Annotated in this window: 16 protein-coding genes and 1 tRNA gene; 8 read left to right on the forward strand and 9 right to left on the reverse strand. The window is 63.5% G+C overall.

What is annotated here, in order from left to right; genetic code table 11:
* Positions 1-16 precede the first annotated feature (16 nt).
* Together Q4G14_RS02955 and thrS are read right to left on the reverse strand one after the other, a co-directional pair.
* A complete protein-coding gene (locus Q4G14_RS02955; protein WP_303360229.1) occupies positions 17-223 on the reverse strand; it encodes a cold-shock protein in 207 nt (68 codons plus the stop codon).
* A 203-nt stretch (positions 224-426) separates the two neighbouring features.
* Positions 427-2,376: a threonine--tRNA ligase gene (gene thrS, locus Q4G14_RS02960; protein WP_303360294.1), complete on the reverse strand. Its 1,950-nt coding sequence runs from the start codon at positions 2,374-2,376 to the stop codon at positions 427-429.
* A 156-nt stretch (positions 2,377-2,532) separates the two neighbouring features.
* Here thrS and Q4G14_RS02965 point away from each other — a divergent pair, with 156 nt between their 5' ends.
* On the forward strand, positions 2,533-3,282 hold the full coding sequence (locus Q4G14_RS02965) for a carboxylesterase (protein WP_303360230.1): 750 nt from the start codon (positions 2,533-2,535) through the stop codon (positions 3,280-3,282).
* Positions 3,283-3,368: 86 nt separating this feature from the next.
* On the opposite strand, the gene phaZ is transcribed toward Q4G14_RS02965, so the two are convergent.
* Complete coding sequence (phaZ, locus tag Q4G14_RS02970; protein ID WP_303360231.1) at positions 3,369-4,718, reverse strand: polyhydroxyalkanoate depolymerase; 1,350 nt, start codon at positions 4,716-4,718, stop codon at positions 3,369-3,371.
* 475 nt (positions 4,719-5,193) lie between these two features.
* On the opposite strand from phaZ, the gene Q4G14_RS02975 reads away from it, so the two are divergent.
* From Q4G14_RS02975 to Q4G14_RS02990, 4 genes are all read left to right on the forward strand, one after another.
* Positions 5,194-6,933, forward strand: a complete 1,740-nt coding sequence (locus tag Q4G14_RS02975; protein ID WP_303360232.1) for an alpha/beta hydrolase — start codon at positions 5,194-5,196, stop codon at positions 6,931-6,933.
* Positions 6,934-7,104: 171 nt separating this feature from the next.
* Positions 7,105-7,569, forward strand: a complete 465-nt coding sequence (locus tag Q4G14_RS02980) for a phasin family protein (RefSeq protein WP_303360233.1) — start codon at positions 7,105-7,107, stop codon at positions 7,567-7,569.
* Between the two features lie 210 nt (positions 7,570-7,779).
* Positions 7,780-8,382, forward strand: a complete 603-nt coding sequence (gene phaR / locus Q4G14_RS02985) for a polyhydroxyalkanoate synthesis repressor PhaR (RefSeq protein WP_303360234.1) — start codon at positions 7,780-7,782, stop codon at positions 8,380-8,382.
* Between the two features lie 54 nt (positions 8,383-8,436).
* Positions 8,437-8,526 (forward strand) — tRNA-Ser (locus tag Q4G14_RS02990).
* A gap of 117 nt (positions 8,527-8,643) precedes the next feature.
* Here the strand turns inward: Q4G14_RS02990 and Q4G14_RS02995 are convergent.
* Entirely contained in the window at positions 8,644-9,279 is a 636-nt protein-coding gene (locus tag Q4G14_RS02995; protein ID WP_303360235.1) for a TetR/AcrR family transcriptional regulator, read from the reverse strand.
* Positions 9,280-9,427: 148 nt separating this feature from the next.
* Here Q4G14_RS02995 and hpbA point away from each other — a divergent pair, with 148 nt between their 5' ends.
* Both hpbA and Q4G14_RS03005 read left to right on the forward strand, forming a co-directional pair.
* Positions 9,428-11,464 (forward strand): N-methyl-L-proline N-demethylase HpbA, encoded by a 2,037-nt coding sequence (hpbA, locus tag Q4G14_RS03000; protein WP_303360236.1) that lies wholly within the window; start codon positions 9,428-9,430, stop codon positions 11,462-11,464.
* Positions 11,465-11,515: 51 nt separating this feature from the next.
* Positions 11,516-12,568, forward strand: coding sequence for a proline racemase family protein (locus Q4G14_RS03005; RefSeq protein ID WP_303360237.1), 1,053 nt, complete (start codon positions 11,516-11,518; stop codon positions 12,566-12,568).
* Between the two features lie 114 nt (positions 12,569-12,682).
* Here Q4G14_RS03005 and Q4G14_RS03010 read toward each other — a convergent pair whose 3' ends face one another.
* The gene (locus tag Q4G14_RS03010) at positions 12,683-13,798 is read right to left on the reverse strand and encodes a TRAP transporter substrate-binding protein (protein WP_303360295.1); all 1,116 of its coding nucleotides are present in this window, start codon (positions 13,796-13,798) and stop codon (positions 12,683-12,685) included.
* Positions 13,799-14,116: 318 nt separating this feature from the next.
* Here Q4G14_RS03010 and Q4G14_RS03015 point away from each other — a divergent pair, with 318 nt between their 5' ends.
* Positions 14,117-15,562 carry a PLP-dependent aminotransferase family protein gene (locus Q4G14_RS03015; RefSeq protein WP_303360238.1) on the forward strand — a complete coding sequence of 482 codons (1,446 nt, stop codon included), beginning with the start codon at positions 14,117-14,119 and terminating at the stop codon, positions 15,560-15,562.
* A gap of 34 nt (positions 15,563-15,596) precedes the next feature.
* Here the strand turns inward: Q4G14_RS03015 and eno are convergent, their stop codons facing one another.
* The 4 genes from eno to Q4G14_RS03035 form a co-directional block, all read right to left on the reverse strand.
* Positions 15,597-16,871 (reverse strand): phosphopyruvate hydratase, encoded by a 1,275-nt coding sequence (eno, locus tag Q4G14_RS03020; RefSeq protein WP_303360239.1) that lies wholly within the window; start codon positions 16,869-16,871, stop codon positions 15,597-15,599.
* Positions 16,872-16,939: 68 nt separating this feature from the next.
* Complete coding sequence (locus Q4G14_RS03025; RefSeq protein ID WP_303360240.1) at positions 16,940-17,617, reverse strand: endonuclease/exonuclease/phosphatase family protein; 678 nt, start codon at positions 17,615-17,617, stop codon at positions 16,940-16,942.
* A 64-nt stretch (positions 17,618-17,681) separates the two neighbouring features.
* Complete coding sequence (locus Q4G14_RS03030; RefSeq protein WP_303360241.1) at positions 17,682-19,082, reverse strand: YdiU family protein; 1,401 nt, start codon at positions 19,080-19,082, stop codon at positions 17,682-17,684.
* Between the two features lie 97 nt (positions 19,083-19,179).
* Complete coding sequence (locus Q4G14_RS03035; protein ID WP_303360242.1) at positions 19,180-19,887, reverse strand: aquaporin; 708 nt, start codon at positions 19,885-19,887, stop codon at positions 19,180-19,182.
* Positions 19,888-19,953 lie beyond the last annotated feature (66 nt).

Genomic DNA, 19,953 nt, shown 5'->3' on the forward strand with positions numbered 1-19,953 from the left:
GGCCTGACGGCCAGGATCAGAGCAGTTTCAGGTCCGAAGCCGAGGCGCGGCCATCGCGGCCCGACTGCAGTTCGTACTCGATCTTCTGGTTGTCTTTCAGGCCGGTCAGACCGGCGCGCTCGACCGCAGAAATGTGAACGAACACATCTTTGCCGCCATCATCAGGGGCGATGAAACCATAGCCCTTCGTCGTGTTGAACCATTTGACCGTTCCGGTGGCCATGTCCGTCTCTCCTTCAAATCATCCCCTTGCGTCATGCACGGGGCCGTGCAGCCTGTCTTTCGGTCGTCCGGCTGCCCCGTATCGGAGGAGGCGGTAGAAAGTTTGCTCACGCCACAGAAGCATGAACGATTCGTTAATAAAGGCAAGCGAAAACGGTGCCCGCACCGTCTGCGGGCACCCATCTGTCACGTTTTAGGCACCATTCAGCGCAGATCTGGCGGCGTCGCCTCGGCCACGAGCTCGGCGATGGCCTGATCCAGCGGCAATGTGCGGCTGCCCTGCTGGTCAAGGCGACGGATGGAAACGCTGCGCTCCTCGACCTCTTTCATGCCGATGGCCATGATCGCGGGCACCTTGCCGACGGAATGTTCACGCACCTTGTAGTTGATCTTTTCGTTGCGCGTATCCGCCTCGGCCCGGATGCCGGCGGCGCGCAGCGCGGTGACGATTTCCTGCACATAGTCATCCGCCCCCGACACGATCGAGGCCACCACCACCTGACGCGGAGCCAGCCACAGGGGCAGCTTGCCGGCATAGTTTTCGATCAGGATGCCGATAAAGCGTTCGAACGACCCCAGAACCGCGCGGTGCATCATCACCGGGCGGTGTTTCGCGCCATCCTCGCCGATATATTCGGCATCCAGACGCACGGGCAGGTTGAAATCGGCCTGAAGCGTGCCGCATTGCCATTCGCGGCCGATGGCGTCGGTCAGTTTGAAATCCAGCTTGGGACCATAGAACGCGCCATCGCCGGGGTTCACCTCGTAGGGATAGCCCGCGCTTTCGATGGCGGCGGCCAGTGCGGTTTCGGCCTTGTCCCATACCTCGTCCGAGCCGACGCGCACTTCGGGGCGGGTGGACAGTTTGATGTCGAATTTCTCGAACCCCAGATCGCGATAGACCGAGGACAGCAGCGCCAGAAAGCCCGCTGTTTCGGATTCGATCTGATCCTCGGTGCAGAAAATATGCGCGTCGTCCTGCACGAACCCGCGCACCCGCATCAGCCCGTGCATCGACCCCGAGGATTCGTAACGGTGGCACGAACCAAACTCGGCCAGCCGCAGCGGCAGTTCGCGGTAGGATTTTAGGCCCTGATTATAGACCTGCACATGGCAGGGGCAGTTCATCGGTTTCAGCGCGTTGGTGCGTTTTTCGCGCGCACCTTCCTCATCGACTTCGACGAGGAACATGTTTTCGCGATACGCCTCCCAGTGGCCGGATTTTTCCCACAGGATGCGGTCCACCACCTGCGGCGTCTTGATTTCCTTGTAGCCCGCGCGCGTCAGGCGGCGGCGCATGTAGGATTCCAGTTCGCGATAGATGGACCAGCCGTTCGGGTGCCAGAACACCATGCCCGGCGCTTCTTCCTGAAAGTGGAACAGTTCCATTTCGCGGCCCAGCTTGCGGTGGTCGCGTTTGGCGGCCTCTTCCAGCATGGTCAGATGCGCCTTGAGGTCGTCGCGGTTGCGGAAGGCGACGCCGTAGATGCGTTGCAGCATCGGGCGCGAGGCATCGCCCAGCCAATAGGCACCCGCCACATGGGTCAGGCGGAAGGCATCGGCGGGCACCTGCCCGGTGTGTTGCAGATGCGGGCCGCGGCACAGATCCTGCCAGTCGCCGTGCCAATACATCCGCAGATCCTCGCCCTCGGGGATGCGGTTGATGAGTTCGACTTTGAACGGCTCGCCCCGGTCGGTGTAATGGGCGATGGCCCGGTCGCGGTCCCAGACCTCGGTGCGGACGGGATCGCGGGCGGCGATGATCTGTTTCATCCGCGCCTCGATCTGGCCGAGGTCTTCGGGGGTGAAGGGCTCGGCGCGGTCGAAATCGTAGAACCAGCCGAAATCGCGCACCGGGCCGATGGTGACTTTGACATCGGGCCAGATGTCCTGCACCGCGCGGGCCATGATATGGGCCAGATCGTGCCGGATCAGTTCCAGCGCCGGTTCGGCGTCTTTCATGGTGTTGATGGCGATGCTGCCGTTTTCGGCAATAGGCCAGGCCAGGTCGATGTGCCGGCCGTTCAGGCTGGCGCTGATGGCGTTCTTGGCCAGGCTGGGTGCGATCGAGGCCGCGACCTGCGCCGCCGTGGTGCCGACGGGGTAATCGCGCGCATTGCCATCGGGAAAGGTGAGGGAAATCTGGTCGGCCATCATCGGCTCCTCGTCGGTTTGGCGCCCACGGAACGCCCGGTTGCGGGTATGTGCTTGCCTCTTGCGGGCTGCTGCGGGGAAAGTCAACATGGGTGCCCAAAGCCGGGGGCGCTTCGCCCCCCGGACCCCCAGAGGATATTTGAGGACCAAAGATGGATGGCTGAGTTTTTCGAGGGGCCGCAGGGGCGGCGGATTGCGTATCAGCGGCTGGACGGGCAGGGGCCGGGCGTGGTGTTTCTGGGCGGGTTCCGCTCGGATATGACCGGGACCAAGGCCGTGGCGCTGGAGGCATGGGCGCGGCGTGAGGGGCGGGCGTTCCTGCGGCTGGATTATTCCGGTCATGGTCAGTCGTCGGGGGTGTTCGAGGATGGCAGTATCGGCGACTGGTTCGAGGATGCGGCGGCGCTGATCGAGGCTGTGACCGAGGGGCCGCAGGTTCTGGTCGGCTCATCCATGGGGGGCTGGATCGCGTTGCTGCTGGCGCGGCGGATGCCGGGGCGGATTGCCGGGATGGTGACGATTGCGGCGGCGCCCGATTTCACCGAGCAGGGGTTCTGGGCCAGCTTTGACGAGGCGCAGCGGGCGCGGCTGATGCAGGATGGCAAGGTGGCGCTGCCCAGCGGCTATTCCGACGATCCTTATGTCATCACGCGCCGCTTGATTGTGGACGGGCGCGATCATCTGGTGATGCGTCAGCCGCTGGCCTTGCCGTTTCCGGTGCGGTTTCTGCAAGGGACGGCGGATGCGGATGTGCCGATGCAATGGGCGCTGGATCTGCTGGATCATGCCGAGGGCGAGGATCTGCGGCTGGTGCTGGTCAAGGGGGCAGATCACCGCTTTTCCAGCGATGACTGTCTGCGGCTGATCGAGCAATCGGTGGCCGAGGTTCTGGCCCGGATCGGCTGATCGGGCGCAGGGCAGGGGCCTTGGGCGCAAAAGCAAGGGCGCGGTTTTGCCGCGCCCTGTTTCGTGTTGTGTCTGTTGCGGTCTGGTCAGACGGCGATCTTGCCGTCGTCGTCCAGCGCGTGGCGGTCGCCGACATCGGCGGCTTTGTCGCCCATGCCGCGACGTTTCTTGCGGCCGACCTCGGGCTGGAGGCTGCTGTGTTCGTCGATGAAATCCAGCACCAGCGGGCGAATGTTCAGGCGCCAGCTTTTCCCGGCGAAGATGCCGTAATGGCCCGCGAAGGGTTCAAGATGCTGTGCCTTTTTGCTGTCCGGCACGCCGGTGCAAAGGCGCAGCGCGGCGACGCATTGGCCGGGGGCCGAGATGTCGTCATTGGCCCCTTCGACCGTCATCACGGCCACATCGGTGATCTTGCCGATGTCCACGGCGCGGCCGTTCACGGTAAATTCGTTCCGGGCGATTTCCAGATTCTTGAAAATGCGTTCGACGGTGGACAGGTAAAATTCCGCCGTCATATCCAGCACGGCCAGATATTCATCGTAGAATTTGTTGTGCTTGTCGCCTTCGCTGGCCTCGCCCCGCGCCTCGGCAAAGATCTTGTCGATGAAGGCCTTGGCGTGGGTTTCGCTGTTCATCGCGATGAAGGACGACAGTTGCGCCAGCCCCGGATAGACCATCCGCCCCGCGCCGCGATATTTGAAGCCGACCGACTGGATCATCAGGTGTTCCAGCTCGCCCATGGTGATGCGGTTGCCAAAATCCGTCACCTCGGTCGCGGCGGCGTCGGGATCGACCGGGCCGCCGATCAGGGTCAGGGTGCGCGGCTGTGCCTTGGGGTCGTCCTCGGCCAGGATGGCGGTTGCGGCCAGCGTCAGCGGGGCGGGCTGGCAGACCGCGATCACGTTCAGATCGGGGCCAAGGTGGCGGATGAAATCGACCAGATAGGTGGTGTAATCCTCGACGTCGAACTTGCCCTCGGACACGGGGATGTCGCGGGCGTTGTGCCAGTCGGTCACATAAACCTCGCAGTCGGGCAGCAGCGAGGTGACGGTGGACCGCATCAGCGTGGCGTAATGGCCCGACATCGGCGCGACCAGCAGAACCTTGCGCGGCTTGACGGCGCGGCGGGCGACGCGGAAATGGATCAGATCGCCGAAGGGACGCTGCACTTCCTTATCGACATAGACCATGTGGTCCTGCCCGTCGTCGCCGGGGATCGGGGGGATGTTCCAGTCGGGCTTGATGACCATGCGGGCAAAGCTGCGTTCGGTGACGCGGCCCCACGCGCTCATCAGTTTGAACATGGGGTGCGGGATCAGCGCAAAGGCCGGGTAAGACGCAAGCGCGCGGGCACTGGCCCCCATCCATTCATAGCTGTTCCGAATCGATTCCATCGCATCATAGGAAATGATGCCCTTGACCCCTTTATACGCCATTTTCTTCAGCCTTTTTCTGCGCCGCAGCACGGCAGACAAGCAAGTGCGCCACTGTGGCGAAAGGGAAAACCCGGCTTTACCCATCGGCAACGATGCGCGTATGATCGTATTGTAATAGGGGGGAAATCACGTCATGGCAAGCAATCCTGAAGCGCCGGGTCGCAAAGTTGCGCGCGGCAGGGGTGTTCGCGCAACATCCGCAAAGGCTGACAGCACGGGGGGAGAGGCGTCGGTGCCGCCGAAAAAGCCGCGCCGCAGCAGCGCAAAACCAGCCGCCGCCAAGGCCGAACCTGCCGCAGCGGCGCCGCCAAAACCGGCGGCCCCGAAACCTGCGGCACGGCGCAAACCGGCGGCCAAGCCTGCTGCGAAAGCCGCTGTGGCGGAAAAAAGCCAGCCTTCACCCGCAGCGGTTGCGCCGGAGCCTGTCGCGGACAAGGCTTTGTCAGTCGCGCACACCCTGCCGGTGCCGCAGCAGATGGCTGAAAACATCGACCGGATCGAGGTGCTGAGCCATCGCCTGATGGCCGCTCTGGCCAGCCGCGCCATGCCCAACCCTGCGGTTGACGGGCCGGGACCGGAATTTTTCATGGCCACCGCCGGGGCATGGATGAAGATGCTGGCCGAACAGCCCGCGCGGGTGATCGAACAGCAGGTGAATTTCTGGGGCGAGACGCTGAAACACTACGCCCGCGCCAGTCAGGTGCTGGCGCAGGGCAAGATCGCCGCGCCCGAGGATGACGGCCCGCAGGACCGGCGCTTTGCCAATCCGCTGTGGCAGACGCATCCGTTCTTTAACTATGTCAAGCGGCAGTATCAGATCAACGCCGACGCCATGCGCGCGGCGGCCTCGGATCTGGATATGCCCGATGACGTGGCCAAGCGCCGGATGAGCTGGCTGACCAGCCAGATCATCGACATGATGGCGCCCACGAATTTTCTGGCCACCAACCCCGACGCGCTGGAAAAAGCCCTTGAGACCGAGGGTGAAAGTCTGGTTCGCGGGCTGGAGAACCTTGTCCGCGACGTGGAACAGAACGGCGGCGAATTTCTGGTGTCGCTGGCCGATCGCGATGCCTTTACGGTCGGCGAAAACATCGGCACCACGCCCGGCACCGTGGTTCACCGCAGCGACCTGTTCGAACTGATCCAGTATCACCCGGCGACGGACAAGGTTCACGCCATGCCCATCGTCATGTTCCCGCCGTGGATCAACAAGTTCTATATCCTTGATCTGAAACCACAAAACAGCCTGATCCGCTGGGTTGTGGAACAGGGGCACACGCTGTTCGTGGTGTCGTGGAAAAACCCCGATGCCAGCTATGCCGACAAGGGCATGGGCGATTACGTCTCGGCCTATATCGAGGCGATGGACAAGGTGCTGGAACTGACCGGCCAGAAAAAGCTGAACGCCGTCGGCTATTGCATCGGCGGCACCACCCTGACCGCTACGCTTGGGGTGCTGAAAAAGCGCGGCGATGATCGGGTCAACACCGCGACCTTCTTTACCACGCTGACCGATTTTTCCGAACTGGGCGAATTCACCACCTTCTTGCAGGACGATTTCATCACCGGCATCGAAGAAGAGGTCGCCCGCAAAGGCGTGTTCGGCGCGGTTCTGATGTCGCGCACCATGTCGTTCCTGCGCGCCAACGATCTGGTCTGGGGACCGGCGATCCGCAACTATATGCTGGGCGAAACGCCGCCCGCCTTTGACCTGCTGTATTGGAACGGCGATTCCACGAACCTGCCGGGGCGGATGACGCTGGAATATCTGAACGAGCTGTGCCGCCAGAACTATCTGGTGTCGCAAGGGTTCGAGGTTCTGGGCGAAAAGGTCACGCTGGCCGATGTAACCGTGCCGCTGTGCGCGGTGGCCTGTGAAACCGACCATATCGCGCCGTGGAAGGATTGCTGGCGCGGCTTTGCGCAAACGGCGTCCACGGACAAACGCTTTATCCTGTCGGAATCGGGCCATATCGCGGGCATCATCAACCCGCCCAGCAAAAAGAAATATGGCCATTACCTGAGCAATGCCGGTTTCGGCGGCACCTGGCAGGACTGGAAACACGACGCCAGCTTTCATCAGGGCAGTTGGTGGCCGGTCTGGGGCAAGTGGCTGGAGGAATCGGCGGGGCCGATGGTGGCTGCGCGCGATCCGGGGCAGGGGCTTGGCCCGGCACCGGGAACCTATGTTCACCAGCGCGCCAACGGCTGACATGCAGCCGCCCGGTCTGGCAAACCGGGCGGTTCATAAATTTTTGCTGCACTGCAGAAAAAATACTTGAAATGCTGCGGCGCAGCATCCATCTTGGCCCTACGGAAACAGATTACCACGGCAGGGTAACGGGGACATGACCTCACCTGCCCCCTTGATGGAGATAGAGACATGGCCAAGGCCCCTGACTACACCAAAACCTTCCAGGACATGATGGCGCAATTCCCGGTTGACACCTCGTCGGTGACCGAAGCCTTCAAATCGCAAACCGCTCTGGGCGAAAAACTGGCCCGCGTCGCCCTGACCGCGGCCGAGCGTTCGACCGAGATTTCGGCCCAGTGGACCAAAGACGCTCTGGCCCGCGTGGGTGAGCTGTCGACCGCCAAAGAAGAGCCGACCGAATACGCCAAAGCCGTTTCGGACTTTGCTTCGGCTTCCGCTGAACTGGCCGCTGAACACATGTCCGCCTTTGCAGAAGTCGCCAAGAAACTGCAAATGGACACCGTTGACCTGATGCTGACCGCTGGCAAAGACATCGCCTCGGACGCGCAGAAAGCCGCTGAAAAAGCGACCAAAGACGCGCAGGCCGCTGTCAAGAAAGCCACCACCGCTGCGACCAACGCGACCAAAGCCTGATCGCACCGCATCGGTGAACTGACGGAAAAGGGGCGGGCGACCGTCCCTTTTTCATGTGCGCGCCGCCGATACTGCGCTGCGGCACCGGCCGCGCGCTCGCGCATCGGTTGTATATTGCCCGCGACTGCGCCTTGGGGCGCTTTTCCTTTGCGTTTTGCAGGTCAAGGTCGCAGAATGCCGCAACTGCATCATTTCAACAGGGGCTGCCCCATGACCGACGCCAAAGCGCCACTGCTGATTAAACGCTATGCCAGCCGACGGTTGTATAATACCGAAACCAGCGACTATGTAACGCTGGACGACATTGCCGCCTTTATCCGTCAGGGCCGCGAGGTGAAGATCGTCGATCTGAAATCCGGCGACGACCTGACCCGCCAGTATCTGCTGCAAATCATCGCCGAACACGAAAGCCGCGGTGAAAATGTGCTGCCGATCGACGTGCTGACCGATCTGGTGCGCAGCTATACCACGCAGGCGCAGTCCGTCGTGCCGCATTTTCTGGCCGCCAGCTTTGAAATGCTGCGCGAGGGGCAGTCGAAGATGATGGAAAACATGGCGCGCGTGCCCAACCCCATGGCCTCGATGCCGGGCTTCGAGGCGATGCAGCGCCAGCAGCAGATGTTCCTCAAGGCGATGATGGGCGGCTGGGTGCCGCCCGGCGCGCAACCCGCCGACGAAGGCACCACCGACGCCGCCCCCGCCAAGCCCAAACGCGCCGAACGCCGCCCCGCCACCTCGCCCGAGGATGAAAAAGACATGGCCGAAATCCGCCGCCAGCTTGCCGAGCTGCAAAAGCGCATTTCCCGCCTGTAACCCCCGCACCCGGTCTTGCACAGCCCCGCCGCGCAGGTTACAGGTGACGCCCACGGACGGTTGGCCGAGTGGTCGAAGGCGCACGCCTGGAAAGTGTGTAGGCGGGGAACCGTCTCGGGGGTTCGAATCCCTCACCGTCCGCCATTATTCATTACAAGTTCGAAGATATTTTCCCTTGAAGGGGTTTCCCCTTTGTATACTAAAGGGCTTTGTCGGCACCATCCCCTTAAAACGTGCCTCTAAACACCAGCCGGGCCGCATTCACCCCGCCATCCCGCCCTGAACCTTCGCCATAAATCTGGCGATTTCGCGTGGTTCGGGTGGGGTGCCGGTGTAGATTTCGACATAGGTCGGGATGCGGGCCAGGCGGGTGGGCATGTCTTCCTTGGCGCGCATCGAGATATAGCCGATTTGCGTCAGATAGATCGTGCGGGCGCGGATGTCGGCTTGGGGGGCGGGTTGGCCCCAGCGGGTCAGCATGTTGCGCAGCGTGGTCAGGCGGGCCTGGTCGGCGGCCTGCACGCGGTCGGCCACGCTGGCATCCTGCAAGGCCCAGCTGCGGACGGCGAATTCCAGTGGCGCGTCAAAGCTGCCCGACAGAAAGGCGGCCAGCACGTTCAGCATCGCCTCGGCCAGCGTTTCGGCATAGTCCTGCGCGGCGCGGATCAGCGGGTCGGTGGTGCGGGCGTCCCAGCCGTCGATCAGCGCCCCCAGCAAGGCATCGCGGTCATCGAAAAACCAGTAAAAGCTGGTGCGCGACAGGTTCAGCCGCTTGGCCAGCGGCTGGATTTTGACGGCATCGACACCGCCCTCGATCAGCGCGTGGTAGCCGGCCTCCAGCCAGCCGTCGCGCGATCCACGCCATCCTGTCTCTGATGTGTCCTGCGGGCTTTCCATACACCAGCCCTAGCCGCCAGCCGGGGGCAGGGCAAGAAAAATGTCCTGTAATGCCCCTATAATGTGCACTGGCGATTTTTTTAATTGACACAGGTGAACATTCCTCTGATTTTGAGACGCGACTCTCCACCTTTCACAGGCAGATCCGATGTCGAACGATCCCCTCTTGCAGCCTTACCAGTTGAAACATCTGACGCTGCGCAACCGTATCATGATTACCAGCCACGAACCGGCCTACCCTGAGGACGGGATGCCCAAGGATCGTTACCGCGCCTATCATGTCGAGCGGGCCAAGGCCGGCGTGGCGCTGACGATGACCGCCGGATCGGCCTCGGTGTCGCGCGACAGCCCGCCGGTGTTCAACAATATCCTGGCATGGAAGGATGAAGTGGTCGGCTGGATGAAAAAGCTGGCCGATGAATGCCACGACCACGGCTGCGCGGTGATGATCCAGCTGACCCATCTGGGACGCCGCACACGCTGGGACAAGGCCGACTGGCTGCCCGTCGTTTCGCCTAGTTTTGAGCGCGAGGCGGCGCATCGCTCGTTCCCGAAAAAGCTGGAAGACTGGGACATTGCCCGCATCATCACCGACTATGCCGATGCAGCCGAACGGATGAAGGCGGCGGGGCTGGACGGGCTGGAATTGCAGGCTTACGGCCATCTGATGGACCAGTTCTGGTCGCCGCTGACCAATGATCTGGACGGGCCGTATGGCGGCGATCTGGACAACCGGCTGCGGTTCACCTTCGACATCCTGCGCGAGATCCGCAAACGCTGCGGCGAGGATTTCATCGTCGGCGTGCGCTATACCGGCGACGAAACCCTGCCGGGCGGCATCACCGAGGGCGAGGGGCTGACCATCTCGCAAAAGCTGAAAGACAGCGGGCTGGTCGATTTCCTGAATGTGGTGCGCGGCCATATCGACACCGACGCCGGGCTGACCGACGTGATTCCGGTGCAGGGGATGCGGGGCGCGCCGCATCTGGATTTCGCGGGCGAAATCCGCAAGGCGACCGGCTTTCCCACCTTCCACGCCGCCAAGATCCCCGATGTGCCGACTGCGCGCCACGCCATTGCGGCGGGGCTGGTGGATATGGTCGGCATGACGCGGGCGCATATGGCCGACCCGCATCTGGTGCGCAAGGTGATCGAGCGGCGCGAGGATGACATCCGCCCCTGCGTCGGCGCGAATTACTGCCTCGACCGTATCTATCAGGGCGGCATGGCCTTTTGCCTGCACAATGCCGCCACCGGGCGCGAGGAAACGATGCCGCACTCGATCCCTGCCGCCGGGGTGAAAAAGCGCGTCACCATCGTCGGTGCCGGTCCCGCCGGGATGGAGGCGGCGCGTGTCGCCGCCGACCGTGGCCATGCCGTCACCGTGTTCGAGGCCGCAGACCAGCCCGGCGGCCAGATCCGCCTGACCGCGCTGGACGAGCGGCGGCGCGAGATGATCTCGATCATCGCCTGGCGGATGGCGCAATGTCAGGCGCGCGGGGTCGATTTCCGCTTTAACACCTTCGCCGAGGCGGATGACGTGCTGGCCACCACCCCGGACGAGGTGATTATCGCCACCGGCGGCCTGCCGCATACCGAGGTGCTGGGGCAGGGCGATGATCTGGTCTGTTCGGCATGGGACATCCTGTCGGGCGACGTCAAGCCGGGCCGGAATGTGCTGATATTCGACGACGCGGGCGATCACGCCGCCTTGCAGGCCGCCGACCTGATCTCGGCCACCGGCGCCGCGGTTGAAATCGTCACCCCTGACCGCAGTTTTTCGCCCGAGGTGATGGCGATGAATCTGGTGCCCTATATGCGCAACCTGCAAGGGCGCGATGCGACCTTTACGGTGACATGGCGGCTGAAATCGGTGGCGCGTGACGGCAATCAACTGCGCGCGACATTGGGCAGCGATTACGGTGATATGACGCGGGATCGGCTGGTCGATCAGGTGGTGGTGAACCATGGCACCCGGCCGCTGGATGAGCTGTATTTCGACCTGAAGCCGCTGTCCTCGAACCTGGGCGAGGTTGATTATCAGGCGCTGACCACCGGCGCGGCGCAAGCCGTGCGGGCCAATGCCAATGGCAACTTCCGCCTTTACCGCATCGGCGATGCCGTTGCCGCACGAAACACCCATGCCGCGATCTACGACGCGCTCAGGCTGGTAAAGGATTTGTAAAGGGCAGGGGCCACCTTGCCCACCCATATCGTATAAACAGGAGACATCGCCATGGCCTTCAAGCGCATGATCCACGCCGTCGATACCCACGCCGGAACGCCGATGCGGGTCATTACCGGCGGGGTGCCGCATATTCCGGGCGGCTCGGTCTATGAAAAGATGAAATGGCTAGAGGCAAATGACGATCAGCTGCGCAAGCTGATGCTGCGTGAACCGCGCGGCTATCCGGCGCATTGCTGCAACCTGATCGTGCCGCCCTCGCATCCCGAGGCGGACGCCGGATATATCATTATGGAGCAGATCGAATATCCGGTCATGTCCGGCGGCAATACTATTTCCGTTGTCACCGTGCTGCTGGAAATGGGCCTGCTGCCGATGAAAGAGCCTGTCACCGAACTGGTGCTGGAGGCACCGGCAGGGTTGATCCGGGTTCGCGCCGAATGCTGCAACGGCAAGGTGAACAGCGTGACCTTTCGCAACGTGCCGGCCTTTGCGGCCCATCTGGACGCCGAAATCGAGGTGCCGCATCTGGGCAAGGTCCGGGTCGATGTCGGTTGGGGCGGCATGTTTTATGTCATCGCGGATGTGCGGCAATTTCCGGGCCTTGCGTTAATCCCCGAACATGGCCGCGAAATCACCCGCATTTCCTCGATGATCCGGCAGGCCGCGATCGAGCAATTGCCGGTTGCACATCCCGATTATCCCGGCGTGGGCATCACCATATCGCAATTGTCGGGACCGGCGGATGACCCAAAGGCAGACTGGAAGAATGCCGTCACCATGGCCTCGGGCGAATTTTCATGGGATAATCCGGCAAGCTGGACCGGCGCAATCGACCGCTGCCCCTGCGGAACCGGCACCTGCGCCAAAATGGCCGTGCTGCATGCCAAGGGCGAATTACCCCTGCACAGGGATTTCCGCCATCAAAGCATCCTTGGTAACGTCTATACCGGTCGGCTGGTCGAGGAAACCACGATAGCAGACCGTCCCGCCGTGGTGCCGGAAATATCGGGGAAAAGCTGGATTTACGGGCTGAACACTTTGGTGCTGGATCACGACGATCCATTTACGGAAGGGTTTACCGTGGGGGATACCTGGGCGTAGGCGGTAATTGCCGCTGAAAAATGATAGGAAAAATCAGAGGGGATATGTAACTGCCCCAATAAAGCCGCCGCCCGAAACACAGGCGGCGGCTGAATTTCATGGCTAAACCTGCGATCAGGTCGGGTTCAGCTTGCCATTACGCTGTTGCAGCATCATGAAATAGTCATAGGTGAACTCGGCCGTTTGGGCGTATTGATACCAGTTGTTCAGGAAGGTTTTTTGCGCATCCCACTGGCGCTTGAACCATTCGTTCTGGGCCGAAATCTCGTCATAGACCTGACGCGAGGCGTCAAATGCGGCGGACATGATTTCTTCGCTGAACGGGCGCAGTTGTGCGCCGGATGCAGCCAGTTCTTGCAGCGCGGTCGGGTTCTTGTAGTCGTAGTTCGCCAACATGCTTTGATCGACGGCCTGGCAGGCCGTGCGCAGCAGCGACTGATACGAGGAGGGCAGTTCATTGAACTTGGCCTTGTTAAAGAAAAAGCTGACCGTCGGCCCGCCTTCCCAAAAACCGGGATAATAATAATACGGCGCGACCTGCTGGAACCCCAGCTTGGCGTCGTCGTAAGGGCCGACCCACTCGGCAGCGTCGATGGTGCCGCGTTCCAGCGATGGGTAGATGTCGCCACCGGCGATCTGCTGCGGCACGACGCCCAGCTTTTCGACCACCCGGCCCGCAAGGCCCGAGATGCGCATCTTCAGCCCCTGAAGATCGGCCAGCGTGTTGATTTCACGGCGATACCAGCCGCCCATCTGAACGCCGGTATTACCGCCGGGGAACGAGACAAGGTTATATTGGTCGAGGAATTCGTTATACAGTTCGATGCCGCCGCCAATATAGGCATAGGCCGATTTCGACCGCGCGCTGAAGGTGAACGGCAGGTCCGCGCCGCAGGCAAAGGCCGGATCGCGGCCCCAGTTGTAATAGCCGACCGAATGTGCCACCTCGACCGTGCCGTCGCCTGCGGCGTTGATGGCGTCCAGACCGGGGACGATCTCACCGGCGGCCAGCACTTGCAGGGTGAACTTGCCGTCGGTCGCCTCGCTGATGCGCTTGGACAGTTCTTCGCCGCCGCCATAGATGGTGTCCAGCGATTTGGGGAAGGACGAGGCCACGCGCCAGGTGATGCTGGGTTGTTCCTGTGCGATGGCGGGGGCGGCCAGCACGGTGCCTGCGGCTGCGGCAGCGCCACCGACTGACGCGCGGGTCAGAAAGCTGCGGCGGTCCAACGATTTCGAATCTTTCATGTTTTCTCCCTAAGAACAGGATCGGGTGAGTCGTTCCGACCCGCAAGTGACCGCCCTGTATGCCGCGCAGTTTAGTGCGCGGGATCGGCCCGTCCAGTAGGCAGAAGGGTCAAATGACGTTGAAATCAAATGACGTTGAAAAATGCCGGGGCGATGCCCCGGCCAGGTGGTGCCGGGGGGAACCGGCCAATGGATGACCGCACAATGGCGATCAGACCAGCACAGATTGTATCGCTACAAATCCGCTGCTAGACAGGCGGAACGATACAATTGCGCCATGCGCCGTGAAAGAAAAACATTGTGACCGATACAAAGTGGCTGCCGACATTATCTGACGTGGCAGGGCCGAAATTCCGCGCATTGGCCAATGCGCTGCGTGACGCGGCGCGCTCGGGCGAGCTGCCGCCTGGCACGCGCCTGCCTGCGGTGCGCGATCTGGCATGGCGGCTGGGGATCACACCGGGCACCGTCGCGCGCGCCTATCAGATCGCCGCCGCCGAAGGGGTGCTGGACAGTCATGTCGGGCGTGGCAGCTTTATCGCGCAGCCGCGCCCCCGGATCGGGCCGCTGCAACCGATGCTGACGGATCGCGTCGATTCACCGGCTCATGGCCGGGCGACCGTTGACCTGCGTATCCCGCAACTGCCCGACTGCGGCCAGACCGAGGCGATCCGCAGCGCAATGATCCGCGCGGCGCAGCGAATCGGTGATGAGGTGCTGGATTATCCGTCGCTGACCCGTGATCGCACTTGCCGCGCCGCGCTTTGCCGGTGGCTGTCGGAACGCGGCCCCGGCAGCTTTGGCCCTGATGATCTTGTGCTGACGCATGGCGGGCAGAACGCCATCGTTCTGGTCATGTCGCTGTGCCTGTCGGGCGAGCGTCCGCGCGTCTTGTGTGAATCGCTGGCCTATCCCGGCCTGCGCCACGCCGCGCGCCTGTTAAGGGCCGATATTCAGCCCGTCGCGCTGGATGAACAGGGCATGGTGCCGGACGATCTGGACCACGCTGCCCGCAGCAGCGGCGCGCAACTGGTTTGCCTGACGCCCTCGGCGCAGAACCCGACGGTTGCGCGGATGGGGGCGGCCCGTCGGCACGAACTGATCGCCGTCGCCCGCCGCCACGATCTGCAAATCATCGAGGACGACTGCTTTTCCGGCCCGCTGACCCCGCGCGCCAGCCACGAAGCCTTGCCCAGCCTGCGATCGCTGGCGCCGGAACGGGTCTGGCAAGTGTCCAGCCTGTCCAAGATCCTGTCCGCAGGGCTGCGCTTTGGCTTTGTCATCTGCCCCGAGGGGATGGGCGCAGCCGGGCGTCTGGCCGCGCAGCACAGCCACTTTGGCCTGTCGCTGCCGCTGGTGGGGCTGGTGACGGAACTGATCGAATCCGGCACCGCCTGCGATCTGGCGCAAAAGGTGCAGGCGGTCTTTGATGATCGCGTCGCGCTGGCCCAGCAGGTGCTGGCCGGCACCTCGTTCGTCAGTCAGCCGGGGGTGCCGTTTCTGTGGCTGAATTTGCCGATGGGGTGGCGCGGCTCGACCTTTGCCACCCGCACCGCCGAAAGCGGCGTTCTGGTGCGATCGGCGGACGAATTTTCAGCCCTGGGGGATCGCGGCGGGGCGGCCCCGGCAATGCCCAATGCGGTGCGGATCGCGCTGCCGTGCAAGATCGACCGGGCATTGCTGTCTGACGGCCTGAAAACCGTCGCGCGGCTGTATCACACCCCGCCGGGCGATCTGCCGGTATAGGGGAAAGGGGGGCGTTGCGCCCCCCCTTGATCTGTCAGCGCAGGATCGAGCGCCCCGCATATTCGGCGGTTTCACCCAGCATTTCCTCGATGCGGATCAACTGGTTATACTTGGCCAGCCGGTCCGAGCGCGCCAGCGAGCCGGTCTTGATCTGGCCGCAGTTGGTCGCAACCGCCAGATCGGCGATGGTCGCATCCTCGGTCTCGCCCGAGCGGTGGCTCATCACGCTGGTATAACCGGCGCGGTCGGCCATGCGCACGGCGTCCAGCGTTTCCGAAAGGGTGCCGATCTGGTTCACCTTGACCAGCAGGCTGTTGCCGCAACCGCGCGCGATGCCTTCGGCCAGACGGTCGGGGTTGGTGACGAACAGATCGTCGCCGACCAGTTGCACCTTGCCGCCCAGACGTTCGGTCAGCAGCGCCCAGCCGTCCCAGTCGTCTTCGGCGCAACCGTCCTCGATCGACAGAATCGGATAATCGGCGCACAGCGCGGCCAGATAATCGACGTTTTCGGCGGCGGTCAGGGTTTTGCCCTCGCCCGACAGCACATAGCGGCCATCCTTGAAATATTCGGTCGAGGCGCAATCCAGCGCCAGCATGATGTCATCGCCCGGCTTGTAACCGGCCTTTTCCACCGCGCGCAGAATGAAATCCAGCGCATCGCGGGTGCTGGACAGGTTGGGGGCAAAGCCGCCCTCGTCGCCCACGCCGGTCGCCAGACCTGCCGCCGACAGCTCCTTTTTCAGGGTGTGGAACACCTCGGACCCCATGCGCACGGCGTCACGGATGTTTTCCGCGTTGACCGGCATAATCATGAATTCCTGAATATCGATGGGGTTATCGGCATGTTCGCCGCCATTGATGATGTTCATCATCGGCACCGGCAGCAGCCGCGCGCCCGTGCCGCCGACATAGCGATACAGCGGCAGTTCAGCCGCCGCCGCCGCCGCCTTGGCCACGGCCAGCGACACGCCCAGAATGGCATTGGCCCCCAGACGGCCCTTGTTGGGCGTGCCGTCAAGGTCGATCATCATCGCGTCGATGGCCTGCTGTTCGGCCGCATCCTCGCCGATCAGGTTTTCGGCGATCTCGCCATTGACGGCGGCCACGGCCTCCAGCACGCCCTTGCCCAGATATCGGCCCTTGTCGCCGTCCCGCTTTTCCACGGCCTCATGCGCGCCGGTGGATGCGCCCGAGGGCACGGCGGCGCGGCCCATGGTGCCGTCCTCCAGCATCACATCGACCTCGACGGTCGGGTTGCCGCGGCTGTCCAGAATCTCACGGGCGAAAATGTCGATGATAGCGGTCATGATACGCTCCCTTTGGCTTGCCGCCTTTTAGCCGGATCGCACAGCAGGCGAAACGGAAAAATACCCGCTCAGGGCAGGGCGATATCCGCCCAGATCGGCAAATGATCCGAGGCCTGCCGCGCGGGCATGTCGTGAAACACGCCGCTGTCGCGCAAATGCAGGTCGCGGGTCAGGGCAAAGCGATCCAGCCGCAGCCGGGGCAGGGGGGCGGGCCATGTCGGCCCCGGTGCGACGACCTGCCAGCCCGACAACGGCTCTAACCCGCGTTCGTCATGCCATTCGTTGAAATCCCCCATCAGCGCCACCGGCCCGGCCCCCAGTCGCCCGGCCTGCGCCACCAGCCGCGCCAGTTGCGCCCGCCGGGATGAACGCGCCAGCCCCAGATGCACCGCCACCACGGTCAGCCCCGGCAGACGCAGCGCAATCGCGCCGCGCGGCTCGATCCCCGGCAAAGGCAGCCGCCGCACCTGCGCCGCTGCCGCCAGATCGGGCCGCAGCAACAGCGTCTGCCCATGCCAGCCCAAAGAGTTCTCGCCGGTGCCGGTAAAATCCGCCGGCACCAGCCCGGTCGCCTCTTGCACCAGCGCACGCGGCAAGGCCTCGGGCCGGGCGCCATAGCGGAAATCCACCTCTTGCAGCGCCACGACATCGGCCTGCAACCCCGCAATCACCGCCAGATTCCGCTCCGGCGCATGAGGTCCGGTCATCCCGCGGCATTTATGCAGATTGTAACTGGCCAGTCGCATCTTTGGTCTGAAAATATCCTCTGGGGGTCCGGGGGGCGAAGCGCCCCCGGTGCTGCCCGCGCCGTTATGTCCCGCAGAATGTGCGGGGAACAACCTCATCTGGCAAGGGCGGGCGGGCCAGATCGTCCCATTCCGGGCGATCCTCGAACGGGTGAACCACGGCATCCGCCAGCCGCTCGAACGGGGCGCGATCGCCGGCAACCGCGGCCTGAATCGCCTGCTCGATCCGGTGATTGCGCGGGATGCGGCGCGGATTGGCCACAGCCATCCGCGCCGGATCGGGATGGCGCGCCTGCCAGCGGTGCGCCCAGCCGTCAAAGGCGGCGCGGTCGGTGAATTCATCGCGGGCGCGATCCTCGGTCAGCCCGGCAAAAACGCGGGTGAAATCGGCGCGCTGTGCCGCCATCAGCCGCAGCAGATCCTCGATCAGCGGCTGATCCTCGGGGGTGGCGTCGATCCCCAGCTTGTCGCCAAAGCGGGCCAGCCACTCTGCCTGATACAGCGCCGGGAACCGATGCACCGAGGTCGTGGCCGCAGCCACGGCGGCATCCTGTTCGCCCATCAGCGGGATCAGACAAGTGGCAAGCTGCGCCAGATTCCACACCGCGATCTGTGGCTGTTCCGACCAGCGATAGCGGCCCCTCTGGTCGATGGAGGAAAACACCGTGTCGGGGTGAAAGCCGTCCATGAAGGCGCAGGGACCGTAATCAATCGTCTCGCCCGACACCGCCATGTTGTCGGTGTTCATCACCCCATGAATGAACCCCAGCGCCATCCAGCGCGCAATCGTGCCCGCCTGCGCCGCGATGACCGCATCCAGCAGCCCCAGCGGACCCTCCGCACCGGGATAGTGCCGCGCGATGACATGATCGGTCAGCGCGGCCAGAGCCTCGGTATCGCCGCGCACCGCGAAATATTCGAACGTCCCCACCCGGATATGGCTGGCCGCCACGCGGGTCAGCACCGCGCCGGGATAGACCGTCTCACGGATCACCCGCTCGCCCGTGGTGACGGCGGCCAGCGCGCGGGTGGTCGGCACCCCGGCGGCGGCCATGAACTCGCTGACCAGATATTCACGCAGCACCGGGCCAAGCCACGCCCGCCCGTCGCCCCGGCGCGAAAACGGTGTCTGGCCCGCGCCCTTCAGTTGCAGGTCAAAGCGCGCGCCGTCCGGGGCCAGCACCTCGCCCAGCAACAGCGCGCGGCCATCGCCAAGCTGCGGGACAAAGCCGCCGAACTGGTGCCCGGCATAGGCCATGGCCAGCGGCGCGGCCCCATCGGGCACCGCATTGCCAGCCAGCATCGCCACGCCATCGGCCCCGGCCAGCCAGTCGGCATCCAGCCCCAGCCGCTCGGCCAGGGGACGGTTCAGCGCGAACAGGGCCGGATCGCGCACCGGAACCGGTGGCTGGCTGGCAAAGAACCGCGCGGGCAGGCGGGCATAGCTGTTGTCGAAACGGATCATGGTGCCTCCTGTTCTCTGTCGATCTAGGGGGGCGCGGCACCAATAAAAAGGGCCGCGCCGGAATCCGGCACGGCCCAAGGCGTCAATTCAATGCGGCTCAGCGCGATTTGCGCGGTGCGGCGTGGGGCGAACGGGTGATACCCGCGCCATGCAGAATGCCGGCCAGCGCACCGCCTGCCAGCGGGGCGGCGATGAACAGCCACAGTTGCGACAGCGCCTGACCGCCCGCGAACAGCGCCGGACCGATCGAGCGTGCCGGGTTCACCGAAACGCCGGTCACGTCGATGCCGACCAGATGGATGCCCGCCAGCGTCAGACCGATGGCCAGCCCGGCAAAGCCCAGCGGCGCGTCGGATTGCGTCGCGCCCAGAATGACCGTCACGAACAAAAAGGTCGCGACGAATTCGAACACCAGCGCCGCCGTCAGGCTGTAGCCGCCGTTATAGCCGGGGCCAAAGCCGTTCTGGCCCAGACCGTTGGTGGCCACCGAATAGTCGGCCTTGCCCGAGGCGATCACATAGATGACAAAAGCCGCCGCAATCGCACCCGCGACCTGCGCGATGACATAGGTGATGAAATCACCCATCTCTTGCCGGCCCGACAGCAGAAAGCCCAGCGACACCGCCGGGTTCAGCTGCGCGCCCGAAATCGCGCCAAAGCCATAGGCGGCGGCGACGATGGACAGGCCAAAGGCCATGGCGATGCCGTGGAATCCGATATGCGCGCCCATCAGCACGGCCGAGCCGACACCAAAGAACACGAGGATGAACGTGCCGAGAAATTCGGCAATTGCCTTGGAGGACATGGGATTCTCCCGATATGGTTGTGCTGCCTCAGAACGCTTTGGATTGACATAAGTCAATCATTTTCA

Origin of the sequence: Paracoccus sp. (in: a-proteobacteria) (assembly GCF_030538755.1) — a bacterium.
Taxonomy (GTDB): domain Bacteria; phylum Pseudomonadota; class Alphaproteobacteria; order Rhodobacterales; family Rhodobacteraceae; genus Paracoccus.

Bases quoted from the DNA above. Each gene is read 5' to 3' on its own strand.
- Q4G14_RS02955 (WP_303360229.1), bottom strand. From the start codon at position 223: ATGGCCACCGGAACGGTCAAATGGTTCAACACGACGAAGGGCTATGGT.
- thrS (WP_303360294.1), bottom strand. From the start codon at position 2,376: ATGGCCGACCAGATTTCCCTCACCTTTCCCGATGGCAATGCGCGCGAT.
- Q4G14_RS02965 (WP_303360230.1), top strand. From the start codon at position 2,533: ATGGCTGAGTTTTTCGAGGGGCCGCAGGGGCGGCGGATTGCGTATCAG.
- phaZ (WP_303360231.1), bottom strand. From the start codon at position 4,718: ATGGCGTATAAAGGGGTCAAGGGCATCATTTCCTATGATGCGATGGAA.
- Q4G14_RS02975 (WP_303360232.1), top strand. From the start codon at position 5,194: ATGGCTGAAAACATCGACCGGATCGAGGTGCTGAGCCATCGCCTGATG.
- Q4G14_RS02980 (WP_303360233.1), top strand. From the start codon at position 7,105: ATGGCCAAGGCCCCTGACTACACCAAAACCTTCCAGGACATGATGGCG.
- phaR (WP_303360234.1), top strand. From the start codon at position 7,780: ATGACCGACGCCAAAGCGCCACTGCTGATTAAACGCTATGCCAGCCGA.
- Q4G14_RS02995 (WP_303360235.1), bottom strand. From the start codon at position 9,279: ATGGAAAGCCCGCAGGACACATCAGAGACAGGATGGCGTGGATCGCGC.
- hpbA (WP_303360236.1), top strand. From the start codon at position 9,428: ATGTCGAACGATCCCCTCTTGCAGCCTTACCAGTTGAAACATCTGACG.
- Q4G14_RS03005 (WP_303360237.1), top strand. From the start codon at position 11,516: ATGGCCTTCAAGCGCATGATCCACGCCGTCGATACCCACGCCGGAACG.
- eno (WP_303360239.1), bottom strand. From the start codon at position 16,871: ATGACCGCTATCATCGACATTTTCGCCCGTGAGATTCTGGACAGCCGC.
- Q4G14_RS03025 (WP_303360240.1), bottom strand. From the start codon at position 17,617: ATGCGACTGGCCAGTTACAATCTGCATAAATGCCGCGGGATGACCGGA.
- Q4G14_RS03030 (WP_303360241.1), bottom strand. From the start codon at position 19,082: ATGATCCGTTTCGACAACAGCTATGCCCGCCTGCCCGCGCGGTTCTTT.
- Q4G14_RS03035 (WP_303360242.1), bottom strand. From the start codon at position 19,887: ATGTCCTCCAAGGCAATTGCCGAATTTCTCGGCACGTTCATCCTCGTG.